Genomic DNA, 23,651 nt, shown 5'->3' on the forward strand with positions numbered 1-23,651 from the left:
ACTAAACCTCACTTATTTTATTAACCATACACTCATTACCGAATAGAGTTGATGTAAATTTAATGGTTTACTTATATAATCTGAAGCGCCAGCAGATAAACATTTTTCCTTATCATTTGGCATTGCTTTAGCAGTTAATGCGATAATAGGTATTTCATGTAACCCTAAGTTCATTCGGATATTTTCCATCGTTTCATACCCGTCCATATTAGGCATCATAATATCCATTAAAATAAGGTCAATATTTGTATTGCTTTTTAGTATTTCTAAACATTCTATACCGTTTTGTGCAGTAATAATGGTAGCATGTTGTTTTTCTAATGCGTTTTGTAATGCAAATATATTTCGATGATCATCATCGACAATTAAAATGGTTTTCTTTTGGAAGACGTTATTTGTTTCGGGAGTAACTATCGTTTCCTCAACAACTTCAGCAGGAATAACGTCATCTACCGTTGCTGCGACTTCTAAATTGGATAACTGTATATCATGTAATCCATTTGGAAGGTTAGGAATATATACCGTGAAAGTACTACCTTCTCCTAAATTACTCTCTAACGTAATCCAACCACCTAATAATCTAGCAAACTCTTTACAAATAGATAACCCTAAGCCTGTACCACCATATTTCCGAATTGTTGCTCCATCTGCCTGTTGAAAGGCTTCGAAAATGAGTTGATGCTGTTCTTTAGCGATACCAATACCAGTATCTTTTACTGAAATTGTAATCCACTCTTTACTTATAGATTGCATATCATGACTCAAATTGTTTGTTTCTATCGGATTGAAATGTAAAGAGACGGATCCTTTTTCTGTGAATTTAAATGCATTGGATAATAAGTTCTTAATAATTTGTTCAATTCGTTTTGCATCTGTATAAAACAGATCTGGAATCGTATCACTGTCTTCAATGGTAAATTCAACATTTTTTTGTGCAGCTATATGTAAAAAGTTTTGATGCATATTGGCTGCCATGTCACTTATGTTCGTTGCTTCAAAAATGATGTCTAGTTTGCCTGCTTCTACTTTAGATAAATCTAGTATGTCATTAATTAAAGTAAGTAAGTCTTTCCCTGATGAATGAATGACAGTTGCTAGTTCAATTTCATCATCCGATAAATGATTATCATGATTTTCTCTTAACATTTCAGATAATAGTAAAATACTATTTAGCGGTGTGCGTAATTCATGTGACATATTTGCTAGGAACTCAGATTTGTATTTTGAGCTGCGTAACAACTCGCTTGCTTTTTCTTCTAATTCTGATTTTGTAATTTGTAAGTCAGCTGTCTTTTGTTCAGCTTCTTCAGTTCTAGACTCTAATTGTTCATTCGTTGTTCGTAATTCTTCAGCTTGCATTTGTAGTTCTTCAGCTTGCGTTTGTAATTCTTCTGATTGAACTTGTAACTCTTCTGTCATTGCTTGTGATTCATGTAAAAGAGTTTGAATTCGCATACGTCCTATAATGCTATGGATTGTTAAACCTAGATTATCAATAGTTTGTTGAATTAAATCTTGATGTAAATCTGAAATCTCAGTTACACTTACTAACTCCATTACTGCGATCACTTCATCCTCAAATAAGATAGGGATGACTAGTAGATTTTTAGGACGTATTTCTAATACTCCGCTAGTGACATAACGAAACTCTTCGGGTATATCCCTGAGAATAAAACTTTTCTTTTCTAAGGCAGACTGTCCAATGAAACCTTCACCCATTTTAATAGATTGTTTTCCAATATCAGCACCTTGATCGGCGAAAGAAGCTTTTTTCACATAGTAGACAGTTTCTTCATATTCTTCACGTACATAAAATGCACCGCAAGAAGTTTGCGTTTTTTGTATAATTCCACTAAGAATTTTTTTACCTAACATCTCAATAGAAGATACACCTTGATACATTAAAATTAATTCTGCAAGCTCAGTTTGTAACCACTCTCTTTTCGATATTTCATCTAGTAGGTGATTGGTTGTATGAGCAAGATCTTTTATTTCATCATGTGTATTTACATGAATTCTTTCCGTAATTTTTTCTTTAGAAGAAATTGATTTAATAGCTTGAATTACATTTTTAATCGTTTTTGTAATGGAATTCGAAATATAGAGTGAAACGATAATGGAAATAAAAGAAAGTAAGAACAATAAACTGTATAACCAAATCTCTAATTTATTATTTTCAATATCTAATTGTGCAGCTCTTTTTTTCGTTAGTTGCTCCTCAGTGCTCCGGAAGTTAGTTAGCTGCGACTGTAATGACTGAATTTGAGTCGTGTCAATTGTTTGTACATTATTACTATTATTATTTGTAATGAGTGGGTGAATCTCTTTATTAATCCAACTAGTAATGTTTTCGTTAATCTGTTTTAATTTTTCTTGCTGAGAGGGGTTATCCTCTAATAAAGAAAAAAGATCTTGATAATGTTTTTCGTAATCCTTTTCCGCAGAGTTAAGGGATTGCACGTAATTAGGGTTATTAGAAATGATAAACCCTTTCGCTTTATTTTCAATTGTTAGTAACTCTTTCTCCACTTGATTCGTTAAATTGAGAACTTTAAAATCGTGATCAATAATAAAATTACGAGATTTTTGTAAGTTGGAAATCTCATTGTTTAACATAATGAAAGAAACAAGTAAGAACAAAATGATAACTAAATAACCAGCCATAATTTTGTAACGAATACTAAATTTTGCTTTCGATTTCATCAAAAATTCCTACCTTCAAGATTATTAAAAGTTTTCTATTTTAAAGAATAAAAAACGTAATATATATTATATCAGTTTTCATAAGGCCAAACTAGAAATCCCCCTATTGTATTAGGGGGGGCTTTTTTAATAGAGGAAATCATTTTGAAATATAAAAACATATATGAAAGGTAGTAAACGAGGGAATAGAGGATAACAAACATTCTAAGAAGGGAAGAGTGTTCTTAAAGCTCTTTTTGCATCTATTCCTTCAAAAATAAATAATACAAGATCTCTCTTTTTTACAGTAAGGAAAAAGGATACTAGAGTGCTTAAATTTTTGATTGATGTCATTGTTCCATGTTTACTTATAAACAAATTAGCTTGAAATGTTGTCATTAAAGCATAAAAATGATGAATCTGAGTTATTGTAGGTGTTTCATTATAAGAAATAGTAGTAGAGTGAATGGCGTTCATCGTAATATTCCTTTCCATATAGTAAGCATAACAATATAAACATACCCGTTTTAGAAGATGTTAAACGTATAAATAAGAAAAATATAATTAAAGTTTTTTACGTTTAGAAAGAGTTAGGAAGGGTATACATATACTATAAAGAGATTGACTGAAGATGAATTGTAAGATGTCTATGTTTAGTAGATTAGTCTATCAAAATATACTTTTACTTTAAATAAAAAGGAGCCTGGTATACATGAATGAAATGATGATTGATATTACATTTGATTTAATTTACTTGTTAAGTAGTTCACTTGTAGTGCTTTTACTATTCGCTTTTTTCGTAAATGGTTATGTTAATAAGAAGGTTAGTGTATACAGAAATGAAGAAAAATAAAGATACATTATATAAAACTTTAGGAGGTTAATAGTTATGAATGTAGATAGAAAAATAGTAGGTGTTTTTAGAACAATTGATGATGCGGCACTCGTTATTAATGAATTAAATGATAAAGGATACCCAGCAGATAACATTTCAGCTATTGCGAAGGATCAAAAGGAAATTGAACACCTGGAAGAAAAATCGGGTGAAAAAGTTAAGAATGAAACTGCACATAAAGCAGATATCTTTTCAGCGACAGGGCTTGTAGCAGGAGGAGTAGCAGGGGGACTAGGTGGTTTATTAACTGGCCTTGGTATACTTGCCATTTCTGGAATGGGTCCAATTGTAGCAGCAGGACCAATCGCAGCAGCTATTGGTGGAGCTGGTATTGGCGGAGGAGCTGGAAGTTTAATAGGAGCATTTATAGGATTAGGAATTCCAGAAGAACATGCTAAAAAGTATGAAGAATATATTTACGATGGAAATATATTAATTTTAGTAGATGCAACATTAGATGATAAGTTAGAAATTTATAAAATATTTGATAAGCACAATGCGTATAACTCTGATTTCTTTAAATAATATGTACGTCACATATTAAACATAGTGAATATCGTTTTTTTGATCTTACAACTTTGGCGCGGCCGAGGAGTCGTATGACTATAAGAGAGGAAGGGCTTATAGTAAAAGATCAAGTCCTATTATGATATTGAGAAGGGAAGAGGTGCCTTTTCGTGATTGTAAAAATATTAAAGGATAGTAGTAATAGTTTCCTTTGTACAGTTCAAAGTAAAAATGGAGAGAAGTATGTAAAGAAATGGTTTCATAAACAGGGAAACAAGGAAGAATTAGGGCGACCAACTTTTAAAGAAGTAGAAAAGGATTGGAAAGAAAATAGAGAATCGTTTATGTATCCCAATATTAAAGCGCTTTATTAAAATGGAACATAATACGCGTTTTATTATTACAAAACTGTCACATTCCTGTAAGGTAATTCAATAGATTAGATACTTTTTCCATGTCATAATAAAGTCATAAGAAAGCTTATCAAAACTACAACTTATTAGGAGAGTGTCAGTCATGATTGTAACAACAACTTCTGGAATTCAAGGTAAAGAAATTATTGAGTATATTGATATTGTAAATGGTGAAGCTATTATGGGTGCAAACATTGTCCGCGATTTATTCGCTTCTGTTCGTGATGTTGTCGGTGGTCGTGCTGGTTCTTATGAAAGTAAGCTTAAAGAAGCTCGTGATATCGCAATGGATGAAATGAAAGAACTTGCAAAACAAAAAGGTGCGAATGCTATCGTTGGTATTGACGTAGATTACGAAGTTGTTCGTGATGGAATGTTAATGGTTGCTGTAAGTGGTACAGCTGTACGTATATAAGTAAATAAAAAACAGGCTCACCCCTTGAAGTTCATGCTTTGAGGGGGGTTTTTGTTTTTAAGTTGTAAAAGTAAAAAGAATGGGATTGTATTTCTTAGAAAAATAGAAGTGCCAGTAGCATAAATGGTATTTCGTACAAAAGAGCGGACTCGTTCAAATTATAGAACAGTTTCAAGGGCTAAATGAAAAAGAAACAGTAATGCTACATATATGTAACGTAAGTGCGAATTTTATAATAAAATTGTTATTTGAGATAATGGAAGAATTAGTGGTATAAATAACTTTATAGATAATAATCAAAATAGAGAAGACAGAGTGTTCATAGATGGAATGGTTAAGGGAATTTTCCAATCTGTAATAAAAAAACGGAGGTACCGAGAACGTTTTACAGATGTCTACTACATAAAATTTATAATGGATTGGGGGCAATTTTTATGTTTTGGTTAGGAGGTTTTTTAGGATACATTGTAGGTTCTATTACTACATGTGCGATACTTTACTTTGGGTATAGAGCCGAAAAGAACAAAAAAGCGGATATGCGAAAGAAAGAGGAGAGAAACATCAATAAAAAAGGTGTATAGGATGTGGAAGAAAAATTGATAACATTGATGCAAAAATAAAGGACAGTTACATATTTTATATGATTACTATGTACTGTCCCGCTTATTCCTTTTGGATTAACAAAAATTGTTTCCTGTCTTGCTATAAAATTCATAGGCAAAAAAACCAAATAAATAGCCTATTCCGGATCCTAAACTAATTGAAAGCAGTGAGAAATCTGGGGAAAATATGCCGAAAATCAAACCGATTATACAGCCCAAAAGCATTCCTATAGGTATTAAACTATCTAATAACAGTTGAGCCTCTTTTGATTTTTTCTTACCCAATTTGCCATGCTTATATTTATGTTCCAATCTTTTTATTACAAATACTACAATCCCCCCGACTAGTATAACAGGCCAAATTTCCGAAATTAACCACATGTTAGAAGCTCCTTTCACCTTTCAATATAATTGTACCAAAAAATTACAATTATAGACTGCTAAACGTACTATCTAGTCTATTTAAAAGGTAAATGCAAAAGACTTCTTCTTTTGCATTTAATAACTCGTCAAAAACACTTTCCGATACGATAAACTTAACTAAATCTATACAATTCAATCAAATTTACACAAGTTAGTGCTTCATCGTGTTCTCGCAACCCCGAAGGGACGAGGGGTATAACACTCCACACGAGGCAGTATCGTTACCTCCTATTATCAAGCATTTATTTTACCCATCTTGATAAATTTATCGCAGCATTTACATCCCTATCGTGATAGCTATTGCATGAAGCACAACGCCATTCACGAATCTTTAAACTCCACTGTCCTTCTGGTTGAACTGAATGGTCGTATTTAACGCCGCAACATGAGCAAATCTTGCTTGAAGCGAACCATTTATCAGCTTTTACATACTGAATGCCGTACTTCTCGCACTTGTATGACAAACATTGAAAGAAGAAGTTTAATTTTTGAAATGAAAATGCTTTCGATAGTTTTTTGTTTTTTAACAGGTTTGAGATAGATAAGTCTTCCACAACAATCCTCATTGGTTTGGTTTTCACCAATCTAGCTGTTGCTTGATGGATATGGTTATTTCGGATATTCATAATTTTCCTAGATAACCGCAGGTGCTCAGCTTTCGCTTTTTCATATCCAGCAGATTGAATTTTCACACCTTTTTTAAATCTCCTAGACATATCTCTTTGCGCTGACTTTTTCTTTTTCAAAAGTTTTTTAACCTTGGCGTCTTTGTTTATATTTCGTTCTTTCGTACCATTAGAAGCTACAAACAGCTCTTTTAAACCAACATCCACACCGATTGACTCATTGGTTAGTTCTTGTGATTCAAAGTCTTCTTGGAACCCCACACTAATCCACCAGTGACGACCATCAAAGGTAACTCTTGGATTGGATGGTTTTTTATTTCTTGGTAGTTGTTGGCTTGTTTTCACTTCTCCAATAGACTGAATATGAACGACTTTTTTTCCTATAATCAGTCTTTCATAATTGGCATAAAATCCTTGGATCAAATCTTTTTTGGATTTATAAGAAGTGTGAGAACCATTTTTGTACTTTTTGAACGAATTTTTTCTCGCCGTATCAAAATCTTTTGAAGCCTGTTTAGGAACTTGTGCATTAATGTCTTTTAACCACTCATATCTCTTTCGCTTCTTGATCTTTGTAAATCGTTTCTGTAAAGCTAACTGTGAAACAGATTTTCCAAATAGCTTATAGTATCTATCACTCATTCTTTTACAATAGTTATAAGCGAATCTTGCAGCACCGGCATGTTTTTTTAGCACTTGTTCTTGTTCAGGCGTTGGAATCAGTCTAACTTTCTTCGCCAATATCATCAGAATGTAACTCCTTTAATGAAAGATTTGTTCTTCTGAATCGTAGCGTGTTCCACCAGCATTCTCCTGAGACTACTCGGATGCAAACCTGTTAATTCTGATACTTGACTAACTCGTAAAAATTTCATTATTATTCTTACCTCATTGAATCCGCCATAGCACATACGTTCGATATATTCAATGAGGTTTGATAGATTTAATTAAATGTATCTCGTTCAACTAAGGGCGCAATTCCTTAGCCAGTTCTCTTATGAACTTCTCATGTTTTCACATGAGCGCAGACTATATGTTTATCTAATTAAAGATAGAGGATTTTTCCACCACCATAGGCTTGTGATGTACTCTCGTCAGTTATACGAGATAGTCGTTGAACGTTCATCTTATCACTTTTGACTTAGATGATTCGAGGCGGAAGACCCATTGTTCTAGTGTTTAGGATTTAACCTTGCACCATCTGATTGATTTTTTCTGCTTTCGCGACATTCACGCTCACTATTTCTAGCCACGTTGTAGTTCAATCAGCTTTAGGGATTGCCCGCAGTTAACCCTCACTACTAGCCAATCACTTGACTAGCAGGGCTTACTGATATATTTAATTAACTTTGGTTATAAATGGTTAAATAAATCGTAACAGTTAGTTACCCTTTCGTTTTCTCAGCGGACTGCACAACATCAACTGCCGCTTTCACATCCGCTAAGTCATATGTAGAATGGACTTTCATAAAACGTAATTGCTCATTTTCTACTAGACGAATTAAGTGACGAAACGTCTCCTGCCATTTATATGCTGACACATTTTTATTCCAATGTCGTAAATGAAATATGTTCGCGTGCACTTTTGCTTTCGTGACAATCTCTGCCCAGTTTACTTGTATTCCTGACAGAAGTCCTATAGTTAAAAAGTGCCCATTGGGACGTAAGGAGAAAGCTAATTCATTTCCATCCGGTCCCCCAATAGAATCAATCGCAGCGTCTGCACCTCTGCCGTTTGTTAATGTCATAACTGTTTCATAAAGCGGGGCAGTCGAAGTATCAATTACATGATGAGCGCCAAGCTGAAGTAATTCCTCTGTATGTTTACTATTTCTTGTCACGGCAATGAGTTGGAAATTTAAAATTTGCGATAACTGCGCAAAAAGATGACCAATTGCGGACCCACAAGCATTCACTAATAAAACGTCATTACGCTGTAAGTTTAACGTTTCTGTACAAGTAACCCACGCCGTAAGGGGATTAATATACATTTGTGCCGCTGTGAAATCATCAATGGAATCAGGAATAGGGACTACAAAATCAGCTGATGTCTTCACATATTCTTGCCAAGTACCTTCCCCGCGTAAAGGTAACACTCGTTTACCGATAAGCTCTCGAGAAACAAAAGCGCCAACATTTTCTACAATACCAATACCTTCATAGCCAGGTATGTTAGGTAAAGGAATTCTATGAGCGTACGCTCCTGTGATGGGAATTAAGTCAGATGGATTAATCGGTCTAACTAGCATACGGACGAAAACTTCATTATCTTTCAGTGGTTCTATATTTTTATATTCAACTTGTAATACGTCTTTTGGATTGCCAAACTTATGAAATTGAATGCATGTTCCAAGCAAAGTAATTTGCCCCCTTAGTTTGATTGGGTTTATTATAGCATTTTTGGTTTGGGTGGTTATTTTGTTAGTGATAAATAGGGTTTTTAATTTACGTATTTATCAGAATTTTATAAAATGTGTATATAACTATAAAATGGGGGGATTTCTTCATGTGTACTAGTTTGACGTTACAAACAAAAAATTTCCAGCATCTTTTTGCGAGAACAATGGATTTCACATTAGATATGAATCAGGAAGTAATAATCATTCCTCGGCGTTATCAGTGGAACAATATAACTGGTGAAACGATCCGAGCGAAAAAGGCTGTTGTCGGAATGGGAATTAATCATGAAGGAAGGGTCATTATGGCGGACGGAGTAAATGAAGCTGGTATGACATGTGCCACTCTCTATTTCCCGGGATTCGCTACTTATAGTAACAGCATAGATGACCATAAAACGAATTTAGCACCATTTGATTTTGTGGCTTGGAGCTTGACGCAGTTTAATTCTGTTGAAGAGTTAAAAAAATCTGTTGATAACATTTCCCTTATAGATGTACCATTACCAGTTTTAGGGATTACTCCGCCACTACATTGGATTTTAGCAGATAAATGGGGAGAGTGTATTGTACTTGAGCCGACAACTGATGGACTAAAAATGTATGACAATCCACTAGGAGTGATGACTAATAGCCCGGAGTTTAATTGGCATTTACAAAATTTAAGACAATATATTGGACTTAAATCGCAGCCATTTGCACCAACCGAGTGGGGAGACGTACCATTAAGTGCTTTTGGCCAAGGTTCCGGATCGATGGGACTTCCTGGAGATTTCACCCCGCCATCAAGATTCGTGCGGGCAGCATATGGCAAACAAAACATTCAAGGTATAGAGAACGAAGAAGAGGGGATATCGGCTATTTTTCATATCTTATCAAATTGTGAGGTTCCTAAGGGGGCAGTAATAACAGAAGACGGTATATTAGATAATACTATCTATACAAGTGCAATGTGTATGGAGTCTGGAACATATTATTACCATACTTACGATTGTAGACAAATTATAGCCATTCATTTATTCCATGAAAATTTAGATACAGCTGAGATTAAAACGTATCCGTTTCAGCGGAAACAAAAAATATTTTATGAAAACTGATAAAAACACCTCCATTGAATTTGCATACTTAGCATGCGAATTCGGGAGGTGTTTTTCTATTAAGCCGAAGCCTTCTTCATTCTCTCAAGTAAACTAGATAACACATGCGTACGATAAGATTCTAGTTTTTTACCTTCGTAAGTACGAATACCTAATTTTTTAAGTTCTTTTACATACCAACCTTTGCTTCCGAAATACATGTGATCGCTCCCCTTCAACTTTGTTTTTATTTGTCCTGATTATACTTGGAGGCACAGGAATTATAATGAAGGAAATGAATTTCGCGCGAAAATGGTTAACTTTGTTGCAAAAGACATATATACTAAAGATAGTATACAACGAGGTGGGCAAGACGTGATTATAGAGAAGCACGAAATTCAAATTGACCAAATTACGAGCGGTAAAGTGAATATCTTTACTTTCTATAGAAATAGAAAGCAAATTGATGATCATTTTTTACGATTGCAAGAACCATCGCTTACAGCAAACTACTTCTTCCATTTTCATTTTGATGCAGAGAGCTTGCATCTACTGCAGGAAGAGTTTCCAGGCGTATATCCGTACGACGGTAGTGAAACGATTCACGACTGGACGGAAAAGATGAAAGCTGAATTGCAACATCAGATCCAAACAGGTAAATGGAATAAACGCGTACGTATCGGTAATCGCATTCTAGATGTGGTGTTTACATGGTGTGACGAAGATATAGTAGAGTGAAAAAGAAGCGGATGACGCTTCTTTTTTTTAGCGCTGGAATAAAACGAGCTTACCTGCAGTAGATGTACAGCGATGTGTTTTTTCATACAATCCTTTTTCTTGTAAGATAGATTCACCTTTTGCTTTTGCTTCTTTTTCAGTTGCCGCCTCGAATGATTCGTCTAATGCTTTTGAACCATCTTTTTCAAAGACTGTTAGAACGTATACTCCCATGAAAATTCCCTCCAATAATTAAAATCAGAATCTTATAATTATTTTGACATAAAATGCTACAATATGCAAAGAAATATATGACATTGCGTGGTAAAATAGAATGAAACTTTAATCATCGAGAATATTTTTATTCTCGATGATTATTAGTTTTCAGCGATGTTAATTTTAATAAAATGAAACTTTTGAAAGATAGAAAGGATCGTTATTTGTGAAACAAGTAAAGTTTATACATGCGGCTGATTTGCATTTGGATAGTCCGTTTAAAGGGATGGAGATGAATGTTGCGCAGTCTGTTTGGGAGAGAATGAAGCAAAGTACGTTTGAATCATTTGAGCGTATTGTTGATAAAGCGATTCAAGAGCGCGTTGATTTCGTATTACTAGCTGGGGATTTGTATGATGCGGAGACGAGAAGTTTGAGGGCGCAAGTGTTTGTGCGTGAGCAAATGAAGAGACTTTCGCAGTACGATATCCCTGTTTTTATTATTCACGGTAACCATGATCATTTAGGGGGAAGCTGGGCAGCAATTGAGTTTCCGGAAAATGTTCATGTATTTACTGAGCCTTATGTAGAAGAGAAATCATTTTATAAAAATGGTGAGCTATTAGCTTCTATTTACGGGTTTAGTTATTTGCAGCAAGCGGTAACGGATAATATGACAGCGCAGTATACGAAAATGAGTGATGCGCCTTTTCATATTGGCATGCTTCACGGAAGTGTGGAAGGAGATGCAGAGCATAATCGCTATGCACCGTTTCAAATTCGTGAGCTGAAAGAAAAGCAATTTGATTATTGGGCTCTTGGTCATATACATAAACGTGAAATTTTATTAGAAGAGCCGTATATTATTTATCCAGGTAATATACAAGGTCGTCATCGTAAGGAAACAGGCGAGAAGGGTGCGTACCTTATTGAACTTACGAAACAAGGAACGCAGTGTTCATTTTTCCATACGGCAGATGTTGTATGGGATGAGATAGAAGTTTGTATTGATGGACTTGAAACTGTTGATGAACTTATGACGAGCATGTCAACTACGATGAATGATTGCCGAAAAGAAGAGGAAGGGACGCTTTTAACTGTCGTATTCACAGGGCAGGGCTCACTTTCTCCTTATTTACGTGACGAAAAGCGTGTGGAAGAGATTTTTCACATTTTAGCATCTGGAGAAGAGCGAAAAGATTTCGTATATGCGATGAAGTGGAAAAATGAGACGGTTTCTTTTGCGGAAATCGAACGTTTGAAAGCGGAAAATCATTTCGTCGGTAGTGTGCTAAAGGAGTTAGAAGCTTTCAGCAATATGGACGGAGTATTGCGAACTATTTGGACATCTCCTGTAGCGCGTAATAGTATTGAATTTTTTACAGAAGAAGAGAAGAAAGAGATTCAGAAGGAAGCAGAAAATATTATTTTAGAACAATTATTCCAGCAAGAGAGGGATAAAAAATGAGAATTGAAAAACTCCATATTTATGGGTACGGAAAATTAGAAAATGTGGAAATGGATCTTTCCTTGCTGACGGTGTTATACGGTGAAAATGAAGCGGGAAAATCGACAATTCGCTCGTTTATGAAAAGTATTTTATTCGGTTTTCCGACGAGAGGACAGCGCCGTTATGAGCCGAAAGAAGGCGGGAAGTATGGCGGTGCGATGGCTGTGCAAACAGAGCAGTACGGTCGTTTGAAAATTGAGCGATTGCCAAAGACGGCAGCTGGCGAGGTGACCGTTTATTTTGAAGACGGGAAAATGGGCGGAGAAGAAATTTTAAACGATATATTAAGCGGGATGAATGAAAGTTTATTTGAATCCATCTTTTCATTTGATATGCATGGCCTTCAAAATATTCATCAGCTCGGCGAAGCGGATATTGGCAATTATTTGTTTTCGGCAAGCGCAGTCGGAAGTGATGCGTTATTGCAGCTAGATAAAAAGCTAGAAAAAGAAATGGATCAGCGTTTTAAGCCGAGCGGGCGTAAACCGGAAATTAATGTGTCACTGCAAGAGATGAAGAAACTTGAAGAGAAGATGAAAGAGTGGCAAGGGAAAATTGGCACGTATGAAAAACAAGTCGAGCAATTAAAAGAAAGTGAAGAGAAACTTGCTTCTGTTCGTGCGGAAAAAGAGAGTGCAGAAAAACGAAAGCAAGATTATGAAATATTAGCAGCGCTAGAGCCACTCGTTATTGAAAAGCGTGCGCATGAGAAAGTGTTAGAAAATGAGAGCGGACAGTTTCCTGTAAACGGAACGGCGCGCTATGAAGCAATTAAGGCGAAGATGGAGCCGCTCCAATTACAAGTTGACTCGCTTCACAAAAAAATAGAGACGGTGCAATCGGAAATTGCCTCGATTCAAATAGATGAAGAGTTTTTACAAAAAGAAAGTTATGTAGAAGAACTTCGTATGCAGCATTTGTCTTATGAAAATGCGTGCCAAGAAATGCGTGATATGACAGGGAGTATTACGAATATAAAAGAAGAAATTGCAGAACTAGAACAGCAAATTGGTGCTACTTTTGAAAAGGAAGCGGTTCTTGCGTTTGACATGAGTTTGGCGACGAAGGAATTAATTACGCAAACCGTACAAAAAGCGCGTGAATTAGAAACGCAAAAAGCACAGCTTGATGATCGTTTTAAAGTAGCGCAAGAGCAATTAGAAGAACAAGAAGAAAATATAAGACAGATTCAGAAACAAATGTTAGTTGCTGAAGAGCGAGATACGTTAGTTGAGAAAGAGAAATCGTTCCAAGACGCGGCGTTTATCGGTATGGGTGCAGAGAGAATGAAGCGTAAGTATGAGGAAAAAGCAGGAGCGGCTATGCAAAAGAAAAAGAAGTGGCAAAGAGTTTGTCTTCTGTTACTTCTTATTAACACGCTTGTTTTATTCACAAGCTTATTTATAGATAACCGCCCGCTCTTATTTATTAGTGTTATTGTTTTTGTAGGGATTGTTCTTGCCCTTGTTTTATATAAAGATCCGTCAAGTGGATTACAAGAAGAGCTTCTTACTCTTCAGCAAAGTGCTGGCGGGAGACAAAGTGAAGAAGCGCTGTCTGTGCGCTATCAGTTAGAAAAAGATGAAGAGATTCGGAAGCTATTTGAGCGTGAGTCTTATAAATTACAGCAAATGGAGCGAGCTTATGATAAAGTCGTTTCATCGTATGAGGAATGGGAGAGAGAAACGTTCCAAGCGGGAGAACAAGTAGATGCATATAAAACGCGCTATATGTTCCCAGAATTTTATACGTATGCACACATATTGCCAGCGTTTGAGCGTATTGAAAAAATGCAGCAATTATATCGTGAATTAGATAAGCAAGGCACGCGAAAATCTTCATTATATGAAATAATTTCGCATTTTGAACAGAAACTAGAAACTGTTATCGGTAGTGCGGAGTATAGTAAGTTGTATGAGGCGCAAAGGCTTATGCAAAATGAGAAAGAGAAGAGACAAACTTGTAAGCAGCTGAAAGAGAAACTGGCGGAATGGCAAGAAGAATATGAGTTCATGCAAGAGCAATTGAAACAACTGTTAGTAGAACGAAATGCATTATGGAGTATTGCAGAGGCTACAGATGAAGAGATGTTTTTAGAAGAAGGTAAACTGGCGGAAAAACGTGAAGATGCTGAGAAACAAGTAGGGCGTTTATTACCGCAAATTGATTTGTTGGAACAGCGTTTAACGAGCTTATCATTAGCTGAACATTATGAGGCTGACGGTTATGAGGAAAAATTAAAGCAAGAAATGACAGCTGCGCAAAATTGTCTTACGAAAGAGAAAGAACTGACAGAGCGTATTGCGAAACATCGTATGGAAATTGCGAATTTAGAAGAAGGTAGTACGTACGGTGATTTAATGCATGAATGGGAAATGAAAAAAGCGCAAGTGCGTGAACAAGTGAAGAAGTGGGCTGCTTATGCGGCCGCAAAGACAGTATTAACGAAAACGAAGCAATATTATCATGAAGTACATCTTCCTCGTATTTTACAAAAATCAGAAGAGTATTTCGTCTATTTAACAGGCGGACGATATAGTAAAATCTTTTCACCGTCAGAGGCGGAACCGTTCATTGTTGAGCGTAACGACGGTATGCGTTTTTACAGTCATGAACTAAGCCAAGCGACAGCGGAGCAGTTATATTTATCGCTGAGATTTGCACTTGCGAAAACATTTGAACACGATTATCCATTTATTATTGATGATAGTTTCGTGCACTTTGATGCGGTAAGGACGGATCGAACGATTGAACTAATAAAGGAAGTCGCGAAAGATAGACAAGTAATCTTCTTTACATGTCATGCGCATTTACTCGCGTATTTTACAGAAAAACAGATTATAAAATTAACACATAAGCGTAAAGAAAATGAGTTGTAATATGCTATACTAAAAGTAACTGATTTGGTGGAGGAATTCGAATGAAAAAGAAAATTGCAGAATATGAAGTTGGTGAACAAGTCGATGTTTTCTTGTTAATTAAAACAGCGACAAAAGGTCTAGCAAGTAATGGAAAGCCATTTTTAACAGTAATCTTACAAGATCCAAGTGGAGATATTGAAGCGAAGCTATGGGACGTATCACCAGAAGTTGAGAAACAATATGTAGCAGAAACAATCGTTAAAGTAGCTGGTGATATTTTAAACTACAAAGGACGTATTCAATTACGTGTGAAACAAATCCGTGTTGCGAATGAAAATGAAGTAACAGACATCTCGGATTTCGTAGAAAAAGCACCAGTGAAAAAAGAAGATATGGTTGAAAAAATTACACAATACATATTTGAAATGAGAAATCCGAACATTCAGCGTCTAACAAGACATTTGTTAAATAAGCATCAAAACGAATTTTTAGAATATCCAGCAGCAACAAAGAATCATCATGAGTTCGTATCTGGACTAGCTTATCACGTCGTATCGATGCTAGATTTAGCGAAAGCTATTTCAAATCTATACCCATCATTAGATAAAGACTTACTATATGCAGGCGTTATTTTACATGACCTTGGTAAAGTAATTGAACTATCTGGTCCAATTTCTACAACGTATACGTTAGAAGGAAATTTACTAGGCCACATTTCTATCATGGTGAACGAAATTGGTAAAGCAGCAGATGAGCTGAACATCGATGCAGAAGAAGTATTAATTCTTCAACACATCGTCCTTTCTCACCACGGAAAAGCAGAATGGGGTAGCCCAAAACCACCGTTAGTAAAAGAAGCAGAAATTCTGCACTACATCGATAACTTAGATGCAAAAATGAACATGATGGACCGTGCATTAGGACGCACAAAACCAGGTGAATACACAGAGCGTGTCTTTGCTCTTGATAATCGTTCGTTTTATAAACCGACGTTCCATAATTAAAAGTGTGAATAAAGTGGCCTCATTAAGTTTTAAAAGCTTAGTGAGGCTGTTTTCTTTATTAAAAATTAAATGAAATAGTTAAGAAGTACGCATGGGGTTAACGAAGAACGATTAAAACATATCTCACCACTAGAATGGGAGCATATCAACTTTAATATGGCAGATACTTAGAATCGCTTCAGCCTGTATAACAGGCCTAAAAATAAGAGTTGAAACTTGTTTAGCATCTATTTTTGTTAAAAGGTGGGAGAATTGTGCTATGATGTGGGCAAATATAAAACTATCTAAAGGAGGGATTCACATGCCGCATGTTGTGTTTCGTGGAATTACTACTGAACAATTAAAACACATAAGCAAGCCATTAGTAGAAGAGCTCGCAGAGATTTGTGAGTGTGGTACGGATAATTTTACGTTGGAACTACCAAGTTCTACGTTTATATTCAATGGAGAAGAAATAGAAGCGTTTCCTCTTATTGAAGTGAAATGGTTCGAGCGTGGACAGGAAATTCGTGATCGATTTGCCAAGGCCATTACTACATATGTAATGGATTTTGGACTTCCAGAAGTAGAGGTTGTATTTACGGTTTTCACAGAATCAGCGTATTATATTAACGGGAAGCATTGTGCAAGTTAGAGCTATTATAAATGTTTTTGTAACATTTATCCCGCATTAACGGGCAGTAAGACCCCCACCTCAAAATTCAGCGGAAGCAAAGAAGTTAGGTGGGGGATCAACTGTCCGTAAAAGCCCGATTGGTTCAACTAATAATCAGTGGGGGATGAACAAAACCCCCACTGATTAAAGTTTCACTTTATAAGGGATAGAACCACATCGCTATCAAGCTAACTAGACAAAATACCCTCTAAAAAGAAAAAGGCGTTATTCTTTCTGAGAAATCATAGGAAAGGATAACGCCTTTATATCAATTTTAATATAATCGATTCACTTCTTTATAAAAAGTTTGGTTATTTTATTGAAGCTTATTCCACAAACACACCCGTTTGTTCACTTTTTTACTGTTTGAAAGCCATACTTTTTATATTGATTCATTTATTGGAAAAACCGAAAGTTTTAAACTCTCTCTATTACATATTTATTTTTGGAAAAATAGCCTAACTCCAAATACTAATAATACTGTGCCAGTAATACCCTCTATTGTACGGTTCACCTTTTCTTTTCTTAAAAAAGTTCTTAATTGACGTATTAGAGAGATATAAAGTAAATACCATATTGCTGTCAAAGTCGTAAATGTGAATCCCAACAAAAGAAATTGGAAGAAATGACTTTGATTACTCACAATAAATTGGGGTAGAAAACTAAGGAAAAATACAGCCGTTTTTGGGTTTAAGATTGCCGTGGTAAATCCTTGTCTAAAACTTTTAACCGTTCCAATATCCTTAGAGTTTATTTCCACTGAACCTGACATATCTTCTTTTTTAGAAAAGGCACTTTTAATTGACTTTACAGCTAAATAAATTAAATAAAATGCCCCAGCATATTTTATTAATGTAAATAGCATAGCAAATTTCATTAAGATAGCAGAGAGTCCTAGTGTAGCCATTATTGTATGAATCATCATTCCAGATACCGTTCCTAAGACGGTCTTTATCCCACCATTTCTACCATGAGAGATAGTGTTTTTTGTAACTAAAGCAAAACCGGGACCAGGCATCATTATAATAAGGAGTGCTGTAAGGATAAATAGCATATAATTTTCCATGTTCTGGTATTTCCTTTCTGATTTTTAGTTTCGCTTATAGTATAGCTTTTTTCCTTAAAACATTAAATATAAAAAGTGTGATCAGGATAGTATCATAAACTTTCAAGGAGTTGTAATTGAATTATAGAGGGCTTCACTTGAATAATGTTCTTCTGTAAATGAGCGTTTTAATAGAATGTCAATTACATAAATAATCAGATTTTACACCCTAAATGTTATTTAACGAAAAAATCTTGAATTCGAGATTTTTCACTTGCTTTTCTATCACTTGAGGTGTAAAGTGATAGTAGCGAAAGCGATTGAGTCATATGAAAAACATACACTCAGTTGTTTTCGATTAAAAAACAAAGTAACTTATACAGTAAAAACTAAGATGAATTTACAAAAACATAATTAAGAATAAATTGAAAAGCTAAAAACCATATTAGTTGTGGGAAATATTATTTTTTTAGTTATCACTTGACTAGTAAAACGAAACGGAGGAATAACCAATGTATAAAATTAAAGGGCATCATCACATTTCAATGGTTACGAAAAATGCAAATGAAAATAATCACTTTTATAAAAACGTGCTTGGCTTACGTCGTGTGAAAATGACAGTAAATCAAGATGATCCGTCAATGTACCACTTATTTTATGGAGATAAAACAGGAAGTCCAGGTACGGAATTATCATTTTTTGAAATTCCATTAGTAGGAAGAACATATCGCGGTACGAATGCGATTACTCGAATTGGATTACTCGTTCCTTCAGAGGAAAGCTTACATTACTGGAAAGAACGATTTGAGAATTTTGATGTGAAACATAGTGAAATGACAACATATGCAAATCGTCCTGCTTTACAATTTGAGGATGCTGAAGGTCTTCGCTTAGTACTACTCGTTTCAAACGGAGAAAAAGTAGAGCACTGGGAAACTTGGGAGAAATCAGAAGTTCCTGCAAAGCATCAAATTCAAGGAATGGCTTCTGTGGAAATGACAGTTCGTAGACTTGATAAAATGTCGAGTACACTTACAGAGATGTTCGGTTATACAGCGGTTAGCCGTAGCGAAGAGGAAGCAATTTTTCAATCCATTAAAGGAGAGGCTTTTGGAGAAATCGTTGTGAAATATTTAGATGGACCTACTGAAAAGCCGGGCCGAGGGAGCATTCACCATTTAGCAATTCGCGTGAAAAACGATGCAGAGCTTGCCTATTGGGAAGAACAGGTGAAACAAAGAGGCTTCCAGTCTTCAGGAATCATCGACCGTTTCTACTTTAAAAGCTTATATTTCCGTGAATCAAACGGAATCCTTTTTGAAATTGCGACAGATGGACCAGGATTTACAGTTGATGGAGATGTGGAACATTTAGGAGAAAAACTTGATTTACCACCGTTCTTAGAAGATCAGCGTGCAGAGATTGAAGCGAATTTAGCACCTATTGAAGAGAAGTAATAGGAGAGAAAATATAAATTAAAAAACATTGGAGGAATATAAAATGAACCAATTAAAAGGAATTCACCACGTTACAGCGATTACAAGTAGTGCAGAAAAGAACTATGAGTTTTTCACTCACGTTTTAGGAATGCGTTTAGTTAAGAAAACAGTAAACCAAGATGATATTCAAACGTATCATTTATTCTTTGCAGATGATAAAGGGAGTGCAGGAACAGATATGACATTCTTTGATTTCCCAGGTGTTCCGAAAGGCGTACACGGTACAAATGAAATTTCAAAAACTTCATTCCGTGTTCCGACTGATGCAGCATTAGAGTATTGGGTGAAACGCTTTGACCGTCTTGAAGTAGAACATACAGGAATTAAAGAGCAATTTGGTAAGAAAACTCTTTCTTTCGTTGACTTTGATGACCAACAATATCAATTAATCTCAGATGAACTTGATAAAGGAATCGAATCAGGTACACCGTGGCAAAACGGGCCAGTACCATTAGAATATGCAATCACTGGTTTAGGACCTGTATTTATCCGTATTGCAAACTTTAGCTTCTTCAAAGAAGTGTTAGAAAAAGTTCTATTATTTAAAGAGGTTGCGCAAGAAGGGGAATTCTATTTATTTGAAGTGAACAAAGGCGGAAACGGTGCATCTGTTATTGTAGAACATAATACAGTTCTTCCTGAAGCACAACAAGGTTTTGGTACAGTGCACCATGCGGCATTCCGCGTAGAAGATCGCGCTGTATTAGAAGAATGGATTGAGAGAATCAGTAGCGTAGGACTTCCTTCATCTGGATATGTAAACCGTCACTTCTTCGAATCATTATATGCAAGAGTTGCACCACAAATTTTATTTGAATTCGCAACAGATGGACCAGGATTTATGGGAGATGAGCCATACGAAACGCTTGGCGAAAAATTATCTTTACCTCCATTCCTAGAGCCAAAACGTGAAGAAATTGAAAAATTAGTTCGTCCAATTGATACAGTGAGAAGTACGAAGGAATTTATTAAAGAGTAAAAATAGAGCAAGTAGTTTTAGCGGAGTGCTGGAACTGCTTGCTTTTTTATTTATTCTAGTAAGTTTTCTGACAATTGTTTCTCAAGTTATTAAAAAGGAAAACTTTGGTATAATTAATTAAAATATAGAATTTTCTAATAATTATTTTTCAATACATAGAAAAGGAGTGGTAATATACAATTTTGATAATTGTATAAAAATCCTAATTTTGTAATTTTGGAGAAAAGGGGATGCGAGTGTATGGGAGCAGATGTAGTAACGCGGGAGCAAATGAAACATTCTTTAGATGATTGGTATCGTGTAATGTTACAGCAAAATATAGAGAAGGCTACGGAAATGAAAGAGGAGATTGAAAGTAAGATTAGTGGGTTGGACGTGGATCAGGATGTATTACTTTATCATGCGTTGTTGAATTTTAGATATGATGCATTAGTTGATTGGATTTCAGTTAGAGAAGATAGTTTTGATAAAGTGGAATCTTTCGAAATTCCAACAGAGGGCTTTTTAGCTTATTATTATCACTTTTTTAAAGGGTTTCATTGCACATTAATTTCAAATTATAACGAAGCGAAAGAACAGTATGAGGAAGCTGAGAAGTTATTGAAATATATTGCAGATCCGATAGAACATGCGGAGTTTAATTATCGGATGGGGAATTTCTATTATCATTCTTATCAACAAATCAATGCGATTGATTATTTGAAAAAGGCAAAAGAAGATTTTACGAAGCAACCAGGATATGAGATTAATTTGGCTTTATGTGAGAATATATTGGGTTTATGTTGTATAGACTTAAGACAATTTGAATTAGCGGAGGAAAATTTTAATGATGCATTAAATGTTTTCCAACAAGCTAAGCATGAGAAGTATATTTTAATGGTTAGAAATAATTTAGGATGGCTATATGGCAGTCAAGATTTATCTGATTTAGCGATTAGACATTTAAGTGAAGTTACTCAAAAAATGCCTAAAAATTTTAAAGCAATTTTTACTGAAGCGGAAGAAAATTATAAATTAGGTAGGGTAGAAACTGCTAATGAATTAATAGAATTAGGCTTAAGAATTTGCAACGAATTACAAAATAAAGAATTCCAATATCGATTTATAATTTTAAAAGAGTTGAATATTAAATCCAGTGCAAGTCAATTAGAGAAAGTAACTTTAGAAGGGATTTTGTATTTTGAAGAACATTCTCTTTTAGAATGTGTTAAAGAATATATGGAAATATTAGCTAATAAGTTTTATCAGGAAGAAAATCATGAAAAAGCTAGTAAGTACTTTTTTATTAGTAGTCAAGCTCAAAAGAGAATTTTAAAAAGGGGAGCGTTAAAATAAATGAAAAAGACTAGTTTGTTCATTACGGGTTTAGTATTGACATTGTCAATTGGATTGAATTTCTTTGCTGGATCCCAAAATCAATATTCAAATAGAGGAGACACAGGTGGAGCGCCAGCAAGACCAGACTATGTTAGTTTTAATAAGGGAGATACAGGCGGAGCGCCAGAAAAACCAGATTATGCTGGTTTCAATAGAGGAGATACGGGTGGAGCACCAGCAAGACCAGACTATGTTAGCTTCAATAAAGGCGACGGAGGAGCGCCAGTAAAATCGGACTATACTAGAGGCGACACAGGCGGAGCACCAGCAGATAATAGAGGCGACGGCGGCGGAGTAAGCCAACTATAATAACAAAGAAAGGGACTTCAACATGAAGTCCCTTTTTCTATTTTCAGGTCATGTAGAGAAAAGAATTGACTTACTTTAAATATGTAACTATAATAGTTACATAATAACCATTAGTAATAGAAATGAGTTATATTTTTTTAGTATAATTGTAACTGTTACAGTTACAATTAAAAAGAGAACATAAAATAACCAAAAAATGTAAAAACTTTAAATAGCAACTCAAGAAAGGAGACGGGAACTTTGAAACGGTTTAAGTTTTATTTAATTAGCGGTATTGTGCTCGTTTTGTTAATTGTTTGTAATTTCGTTGAGAAGCCGATTGCGAAGGTTGGAGAAGTGAAAGATACTGTTATGATGAAGCTGAATACGAAAGAGAGTATAGCGCAAATTGATGGGCAGACGATTTATTTTAAACAAATTGGTGAGGGAAAACCTCCTTTACTTATGTTGCATGGGTTTGGTGGTTCTTCTGATGGATTTAGTGATATTTATCCGGAACTAGCGCGAGATCATACGATTATTGCAGTTGATATTTTAGGATTTGGGCGCTCTTCTAAGCCAGTTGATTTTCAGTATTCGTTTCCTGCGCAAGTGAATTTATATTATAAGTTAATGAAGAAGCTCGGATACGATCAGTTTGCGGTGCTCGGTCATTCGATGGGCGGAGAGATGTCCCTTAATTTAGCGTATTTATATCCGGATACAGTAACGCATCTCATCTTGGCGGATGCTACAGGGATAGAGTCTTTCCAGCAAAAAGAAAGTTATGAAGTACCACCGCTATCGACGGACTTACAAACTGTCACTGAGATTGCGAAGTATAATAAAAATGAAGTGAAAAATAGTCGTGATGATAAAGAGCATTATGATCAGCTTACGAAAATGAAAGAGCGCCGCATTGCGATGGAAGCTGATAAAATTAAGGTACCAACTCTAATTATATGGGGACGACATGATAAGAGTGTTTCTTGGAAAAATGGTGAACTGTATCATGGGCTATTTGCAAATAGTACGTTTCATATTATTGAAAAAGGATACCACGCACCGTTTCGTCAGGAACCAATTGAGTTTATGGAATATGTACAAGCATTTTTCGCGAAGCATCCACAATAAAAATTTTAAGCATAAATCCACTTCTTTGCTCATAGAGTGAAACTAATAAGGCTTGTCTAAGGAAAGGAATGAAGTAGAGTGGAAACTTTACCATGGTGGGTTTATCTTGTAATTGTCGGGATTGTACTAAGTGGCTACATGGTTTTATATACTTCAAAAAAAGAGCAAGATATGGATAATGAGTTTATCGAAAAAGAAGGCGAAGTGTATATGAAGCGCTTAGAAGAAGAGCGCGAGAAACGTAATCAGGATAGTGATAAAGATTCGGTATTGCTTTAATAAAAATTTTGAAAGGCTACCACCTAGTAGAACTTTACAACTAGGTGGTAGC

At 35.3% G+C, this 23,651-nt stretch carries 25 protein-coding genes; 17 read left to right on the forward strand and 8 right to left on the reverse strand.

The window, feature by feature from the left end:
- Window positions 1–12: 12 nt before the first annotated feature.
- Complete coding sequence (locus MHI26_RS05390) at window positions 13–2,703, reverse strand: response regulator (protein WP_000836727.1); 2,691 nt, start codon at window positions 2,701–2,703, stop codon at window positions 13–15.
- 204 nt (window positions 2,704–2,907) lie between these two features.
- Window positions 2,908–3,159, reverse strand: coding sequence for a hypothetical protein (locus MHI26_RS05395; RefSeq protein WP_000991352.1), 252 nt, complete (start codon window positions 3,157–3,159; stop codon window positions 2,908–2,910).
- 235 nt (window positions 3,160–3,394) lie between these two features.
- Here MHI26_RS05395 and MHI26_RS05400 point away from each other — a divergent pair, with 235 nt between their 5' ends.
- The 5 genes from MHI26_RS05400 to MHI26_RS05420 all read left to right on the forward strand — a co-directional run bounded on the left by MHI26_RS05400 (window position 3,395) and on the right by MHI26_RS05420 (window position 5,493).
- On the forward strand, window positions 3,395–3,535 hold the full coding sequence (locus MHI26_RS05400) for a hypothetical protein (protein ID WP_001004568.1): 141 nt from the start codon (window positions 3,395–3,397) through the stop codon (window positions 3,533–3,535).
- Window positions 3,536–3,571: 36 nt separating this feature from the next.
- Entirely contained in the window at window positions 3,572–4,102 is a 531-nt protein-coding gene (locus MHI26_RS05405) for a general stress protein (protein WP_001100085.1), read from the forward strand.
- 152 nt (window positions 4,103–4,254) lie between these two features.
- The gene (locus MHI26_RS05410; protein ID WP_061667992.1) at window positions 4,255–4,458 is read left to right on the forward strand and encodes a DUF4028 family protein; all 204 of its coding nucleotides are present in this window, start codon (window positions 4,255–4,257) and stop codon (window positions 4,456–4,458) included.
- A 142-nt stretch (window positions 4,459–4,600) separates the two neighbouring features.
- Window positions 4,601–4,912 carry a YbjQ family protein gene (locus MHI26_RS05415; protein WP_000637510.1) on the forward strand — a complete coding sequence of 104 codons (312 nt, stop codon included), beginning with the start codon at window positions 4,601–4,603 and terminating at the stop codon, window positions 4,910–4,912.
- Window positions 4,913–5,346: 434 nt separating this feature from the next.
- Window positions 5,347–5,493 carry a hypothetical protein gene (locus MHI26_RS05420; RefSeq protein WP_000498640.1) on the forward strand — a complete coding sequence of 49 codons (147 nt, stop codon included), beginning with the start codon at window positions 5,347–5,349 and terminating at the stop codon, window positions 5,491–5,493.
- A gap of 96 nt (window positions 5,494–5,589) precedes the next feature.
- On the opposite strand, the gene MHI26_RS05425 is transcribed toward MHI26_RS05420, so the two are convergent.
- From MHI26_RS05425 to MHI26_RS05435, 3 genes are all read right to left on the reverse strand, one after another.
- Window positions 5,590–5,895 (reverse strand): hypothetical protein, encoded by a 306-nt coding sequence (locus MHI26_RS05425; RefSeq protein ID WP_061665948.1) that lies wholly within the window; start codon window positions 5,893–5,895, stop codon window positions 5,590–5,592.
- A gap of 284 nt (window positions 5,896–6,179) precedes the next feature.
- Window positions 6,180–7,310 carry an RNA-guided endonuclease InsQ/TnpB family protein gene (locus MHI26_RS05430; RefSeq protein ID WP_340808701.1) on the reverse strand — a complete coding sequence of 377 codons (1,131 nt, stop codon included), beginning with the start codon at window positions 7,308–7,310 and terminating at the stop codon, window positions 6,180–6,182.
- A 638-nt stretch (window positions 7,311–7,948) separates the two neighbouring features.
- Window positions 7,949–8,920 (reverse strand): zinc-dependent alcohol dehydrogenase family protein, encoded by a 972-nt coding sequence (locus MHI26_RS05435; protein WP_061667693.1) that lies wholly within the window; start codon window positions 8,918–8,920, stop codon window positions 7,949–7,951.
- A 149-nt stretch (window positions 8,921–9,069) separates the two neighbouring features.
- On the opposite strand from MHI26_RS05435, the gene MHI26_RS05440 reads away from it, so the two are divergent.
- Complete coding sequence (locus tag MHI26_RS05440) at window positions 9,070–10,056, forward strand: choloylglycine hydrolase family protein (protein WP_061667692.1); 987 nt, start codon at window positions 9,070–9,072, stop codon at window positions 10,054–10,056.
- Window positions 10,057–10,115: 59 nt separating this feature from the next.
- Here the strand turns inward: MHI26_RS05440 and MHI26_RS05445 are convergent, their stop codons facing one another.
- Window positions 10,116–10,256 carry a YflJ family protein gene (locus MHI26_RS05445; RefSeq protein WP_000273536.1) on the reverse strand — a complete coding sequence of 47 codons (141 nt, stop codon included), beginning with the start codon at window positions 10,254–10,256 and terminating at the stop codon, window positions 10,116–10,118.
- 154 nt (window positions 10,257–10,410) lie between these two features.
- On the opposite strand from MHI26_RS05445, the gene MHI26_RS05450 reads away from it, so the two are divergent.
- Window positions 10,411–10,773 (forward strand): hypothetical protein, encoded by a 363-nt coding sequence (locus MHI26_RS05450; protein WP_000582776.1) that lies wholly within the window; start codon window positions 10,411–10,413, stop codon window positions 10,771–10,773.
- A gap of 27 nt (window positions 10,774–10,800) precedes the next feature.
- Here the strand turns inward: MHI26_RS05450 and MHI26_RS05455 are convergent, their stop codons facing one another.
- Window positions 10,801–10,986, reverse strand: coding sequence for a YhzD family protein (locus MHI26_RS05455; protein WP_000539552.1), 186 nt, complete (start codon window positions 10,984–10,986; stop codon window positions 10,801–10,803).
- 208 nt (window positions 10,987–11,194) lie between these two features.
- Between MHI26_RS05455 and MHI26_RS05460 the strand changes: the two genes are divergently transcribed.
- The 4 genes from MHI26_RS05460 to MHI26_RS05475 all read left to right on the forward strand — a co-directional run bounded on the left by MHI26_RS05460 (window position 11,195) and on the right by MHI26_RS05475 (window position 16,977).
- A complete protein-coding gene (locus MHI26_RS05460; protein WP_061667691.1) occupies window positions 11,195–12,436 on the forward strand; it encodes a metallophosphoesterase family protein in 1,242 nt (413 codons plus the stop codon).
- Entirely contained in the window at window positions 12,433–15,357 is a 2,925-nt protein-coding gene (locus tag MHI26_RS05465; protein ID WP_061667690.1) for an ATP-binding protein, read from the forward strand. Before MHI26_RS05460 ends, MHI26_RS05465 begins: the two co-directional genes overlap by 4 nt.
- Window positions 15,358–15,398: 41 nt before the next feature.
- Window positions 15,399–16,343 (forward strand): 3'-5' exoribonuclease YhaM, encoded by a 945-nt coding sequence (gene yhaM, locus MHI26_RS05470; protein ID WP_000726650.1) that lies wholly within the window; start codon window positions 15,399–15,401, stop codon window positions 16,341–16,343.
- Between the two features lie 301 nt (window positions 16,344–16,644).
- Entirely contained in the window at window positions 16,645–16,977 is a 333-nt protein-coding gene (locus MHI26_RS05475; RefSeq protein ID WP_061667689.1) for a DUF1904 family protein, read from the forward strand.
- A 460-nt stretch (window positions 16,978–17,437) separates the two neighbouring features.
- On the opposite strand, the gene MHI26_RS05480 is transcribed toward MHI26_RS05475, so the two are convergent.
- A complete protein-coding gene (locus MHI26_RS05480) occupies window positions 17,438–18,064 on the reverse strand; it encodes a LysE family translocator (RefSeq protein ID WP_000433006.1) in 627 nt (208 codons plus the stop codon).
- Window positions 18,065–18,555: 491 nt separating this feature from the next.
- Here MHI26_RS05480 and MHI26_RS05485 point away from each other — a divergent pair, with 491 nt between their 5' ends.
- From MHI26_RS05485 to MHI26_RS05510, 6 genes are all read left to right on the forward strand, one after another.
- Window positions 18,556–19,500: a ring-cleaving dioxygenase gene (locus MHI26_RS05485; RefSeq protein WP_000276685.1), complete on the forward strand. Its 945-nt coding sequence runs from the start codon at window positions 18,556–18,558 to the stop codon at window positions 19,498–19,500.
- Window positions 19,501–19,543: 43 nt separating this feature from the next.
- Window positions 19,544–20,521 (forward strand): ring-cleaving dioxygenase, encoded by a 978-nt coding sequence (locus MHI26_RS05490; protein ID WP_001072581.1) that lies wholly within the window; start codon window positions 19,544–19,546, stop codon window positions 20,519–20,521.
- A 240-nt stretch (window positions 20,522–20,761) separates the two neighbouring features.
- Window positions 20,762–21,856 (forward strand): response regulator aspartate phosphatase, encoded by a 1,095-nt coding sequence (locus MHI26_RS05495; RefSeq protein ID WP_061667688.1) that lies wholly within the window; start codon window positions 20,762–20,764, stop codon window positions 21,854–21,856.
- On the forward strand, window positions 21,857–22,207 hold the full coding sequence (locus MHI26_RS05500) for a hypothetical protein (protein WP_000753757.1): 351 nt from the start codon (window positions 21,857–21,859) through the stop codon (window positions 22,205–22,207).
- 240 nt (window positions 22,208–22,447) lie between these two features.
- The gene (locus MHI26_RS05505) at window positions 22,448–23,320 is read left to right on the forward strand and encodes an alpha/beta fold hydrolase (RefSeq protein WP_061667687.1); all 873 of its coding nucleotides are present in this window, start codon (window positions 22,448–22,450) and stop codon (window positions 23,318–23,320) included.
- A 78-nt stretch (window positions 23,321–23,398) separates the two neighbouring features.
- Window positions 23,399–23,599 carry a sporulation YhaL family protein gene (locus tag MHI26_RS05510; RefSeq protein WP_000449223.1) on the forward strand — a complete coding sequence of 67 codons (201 nt, stop codon included), beginning with the start codon at window positions 23,399–23,401 and terminating at the stop codon, window positions 23,597–23,599.
- The last annotated feature ends 52 nt before the right edge of the window (window positions 23,600–23,651 follow it).

The organism is Bacillus sp. FSL K6-1218 (assembly GCF_038006445.1).
Taxonomy (GTDB): domain Bacteria; phylum Bacillota; class Bacilli; order Bacillales; family Bacillaceae_G; genus Bacillus_A; species Bacillus_A thuringiensis_S.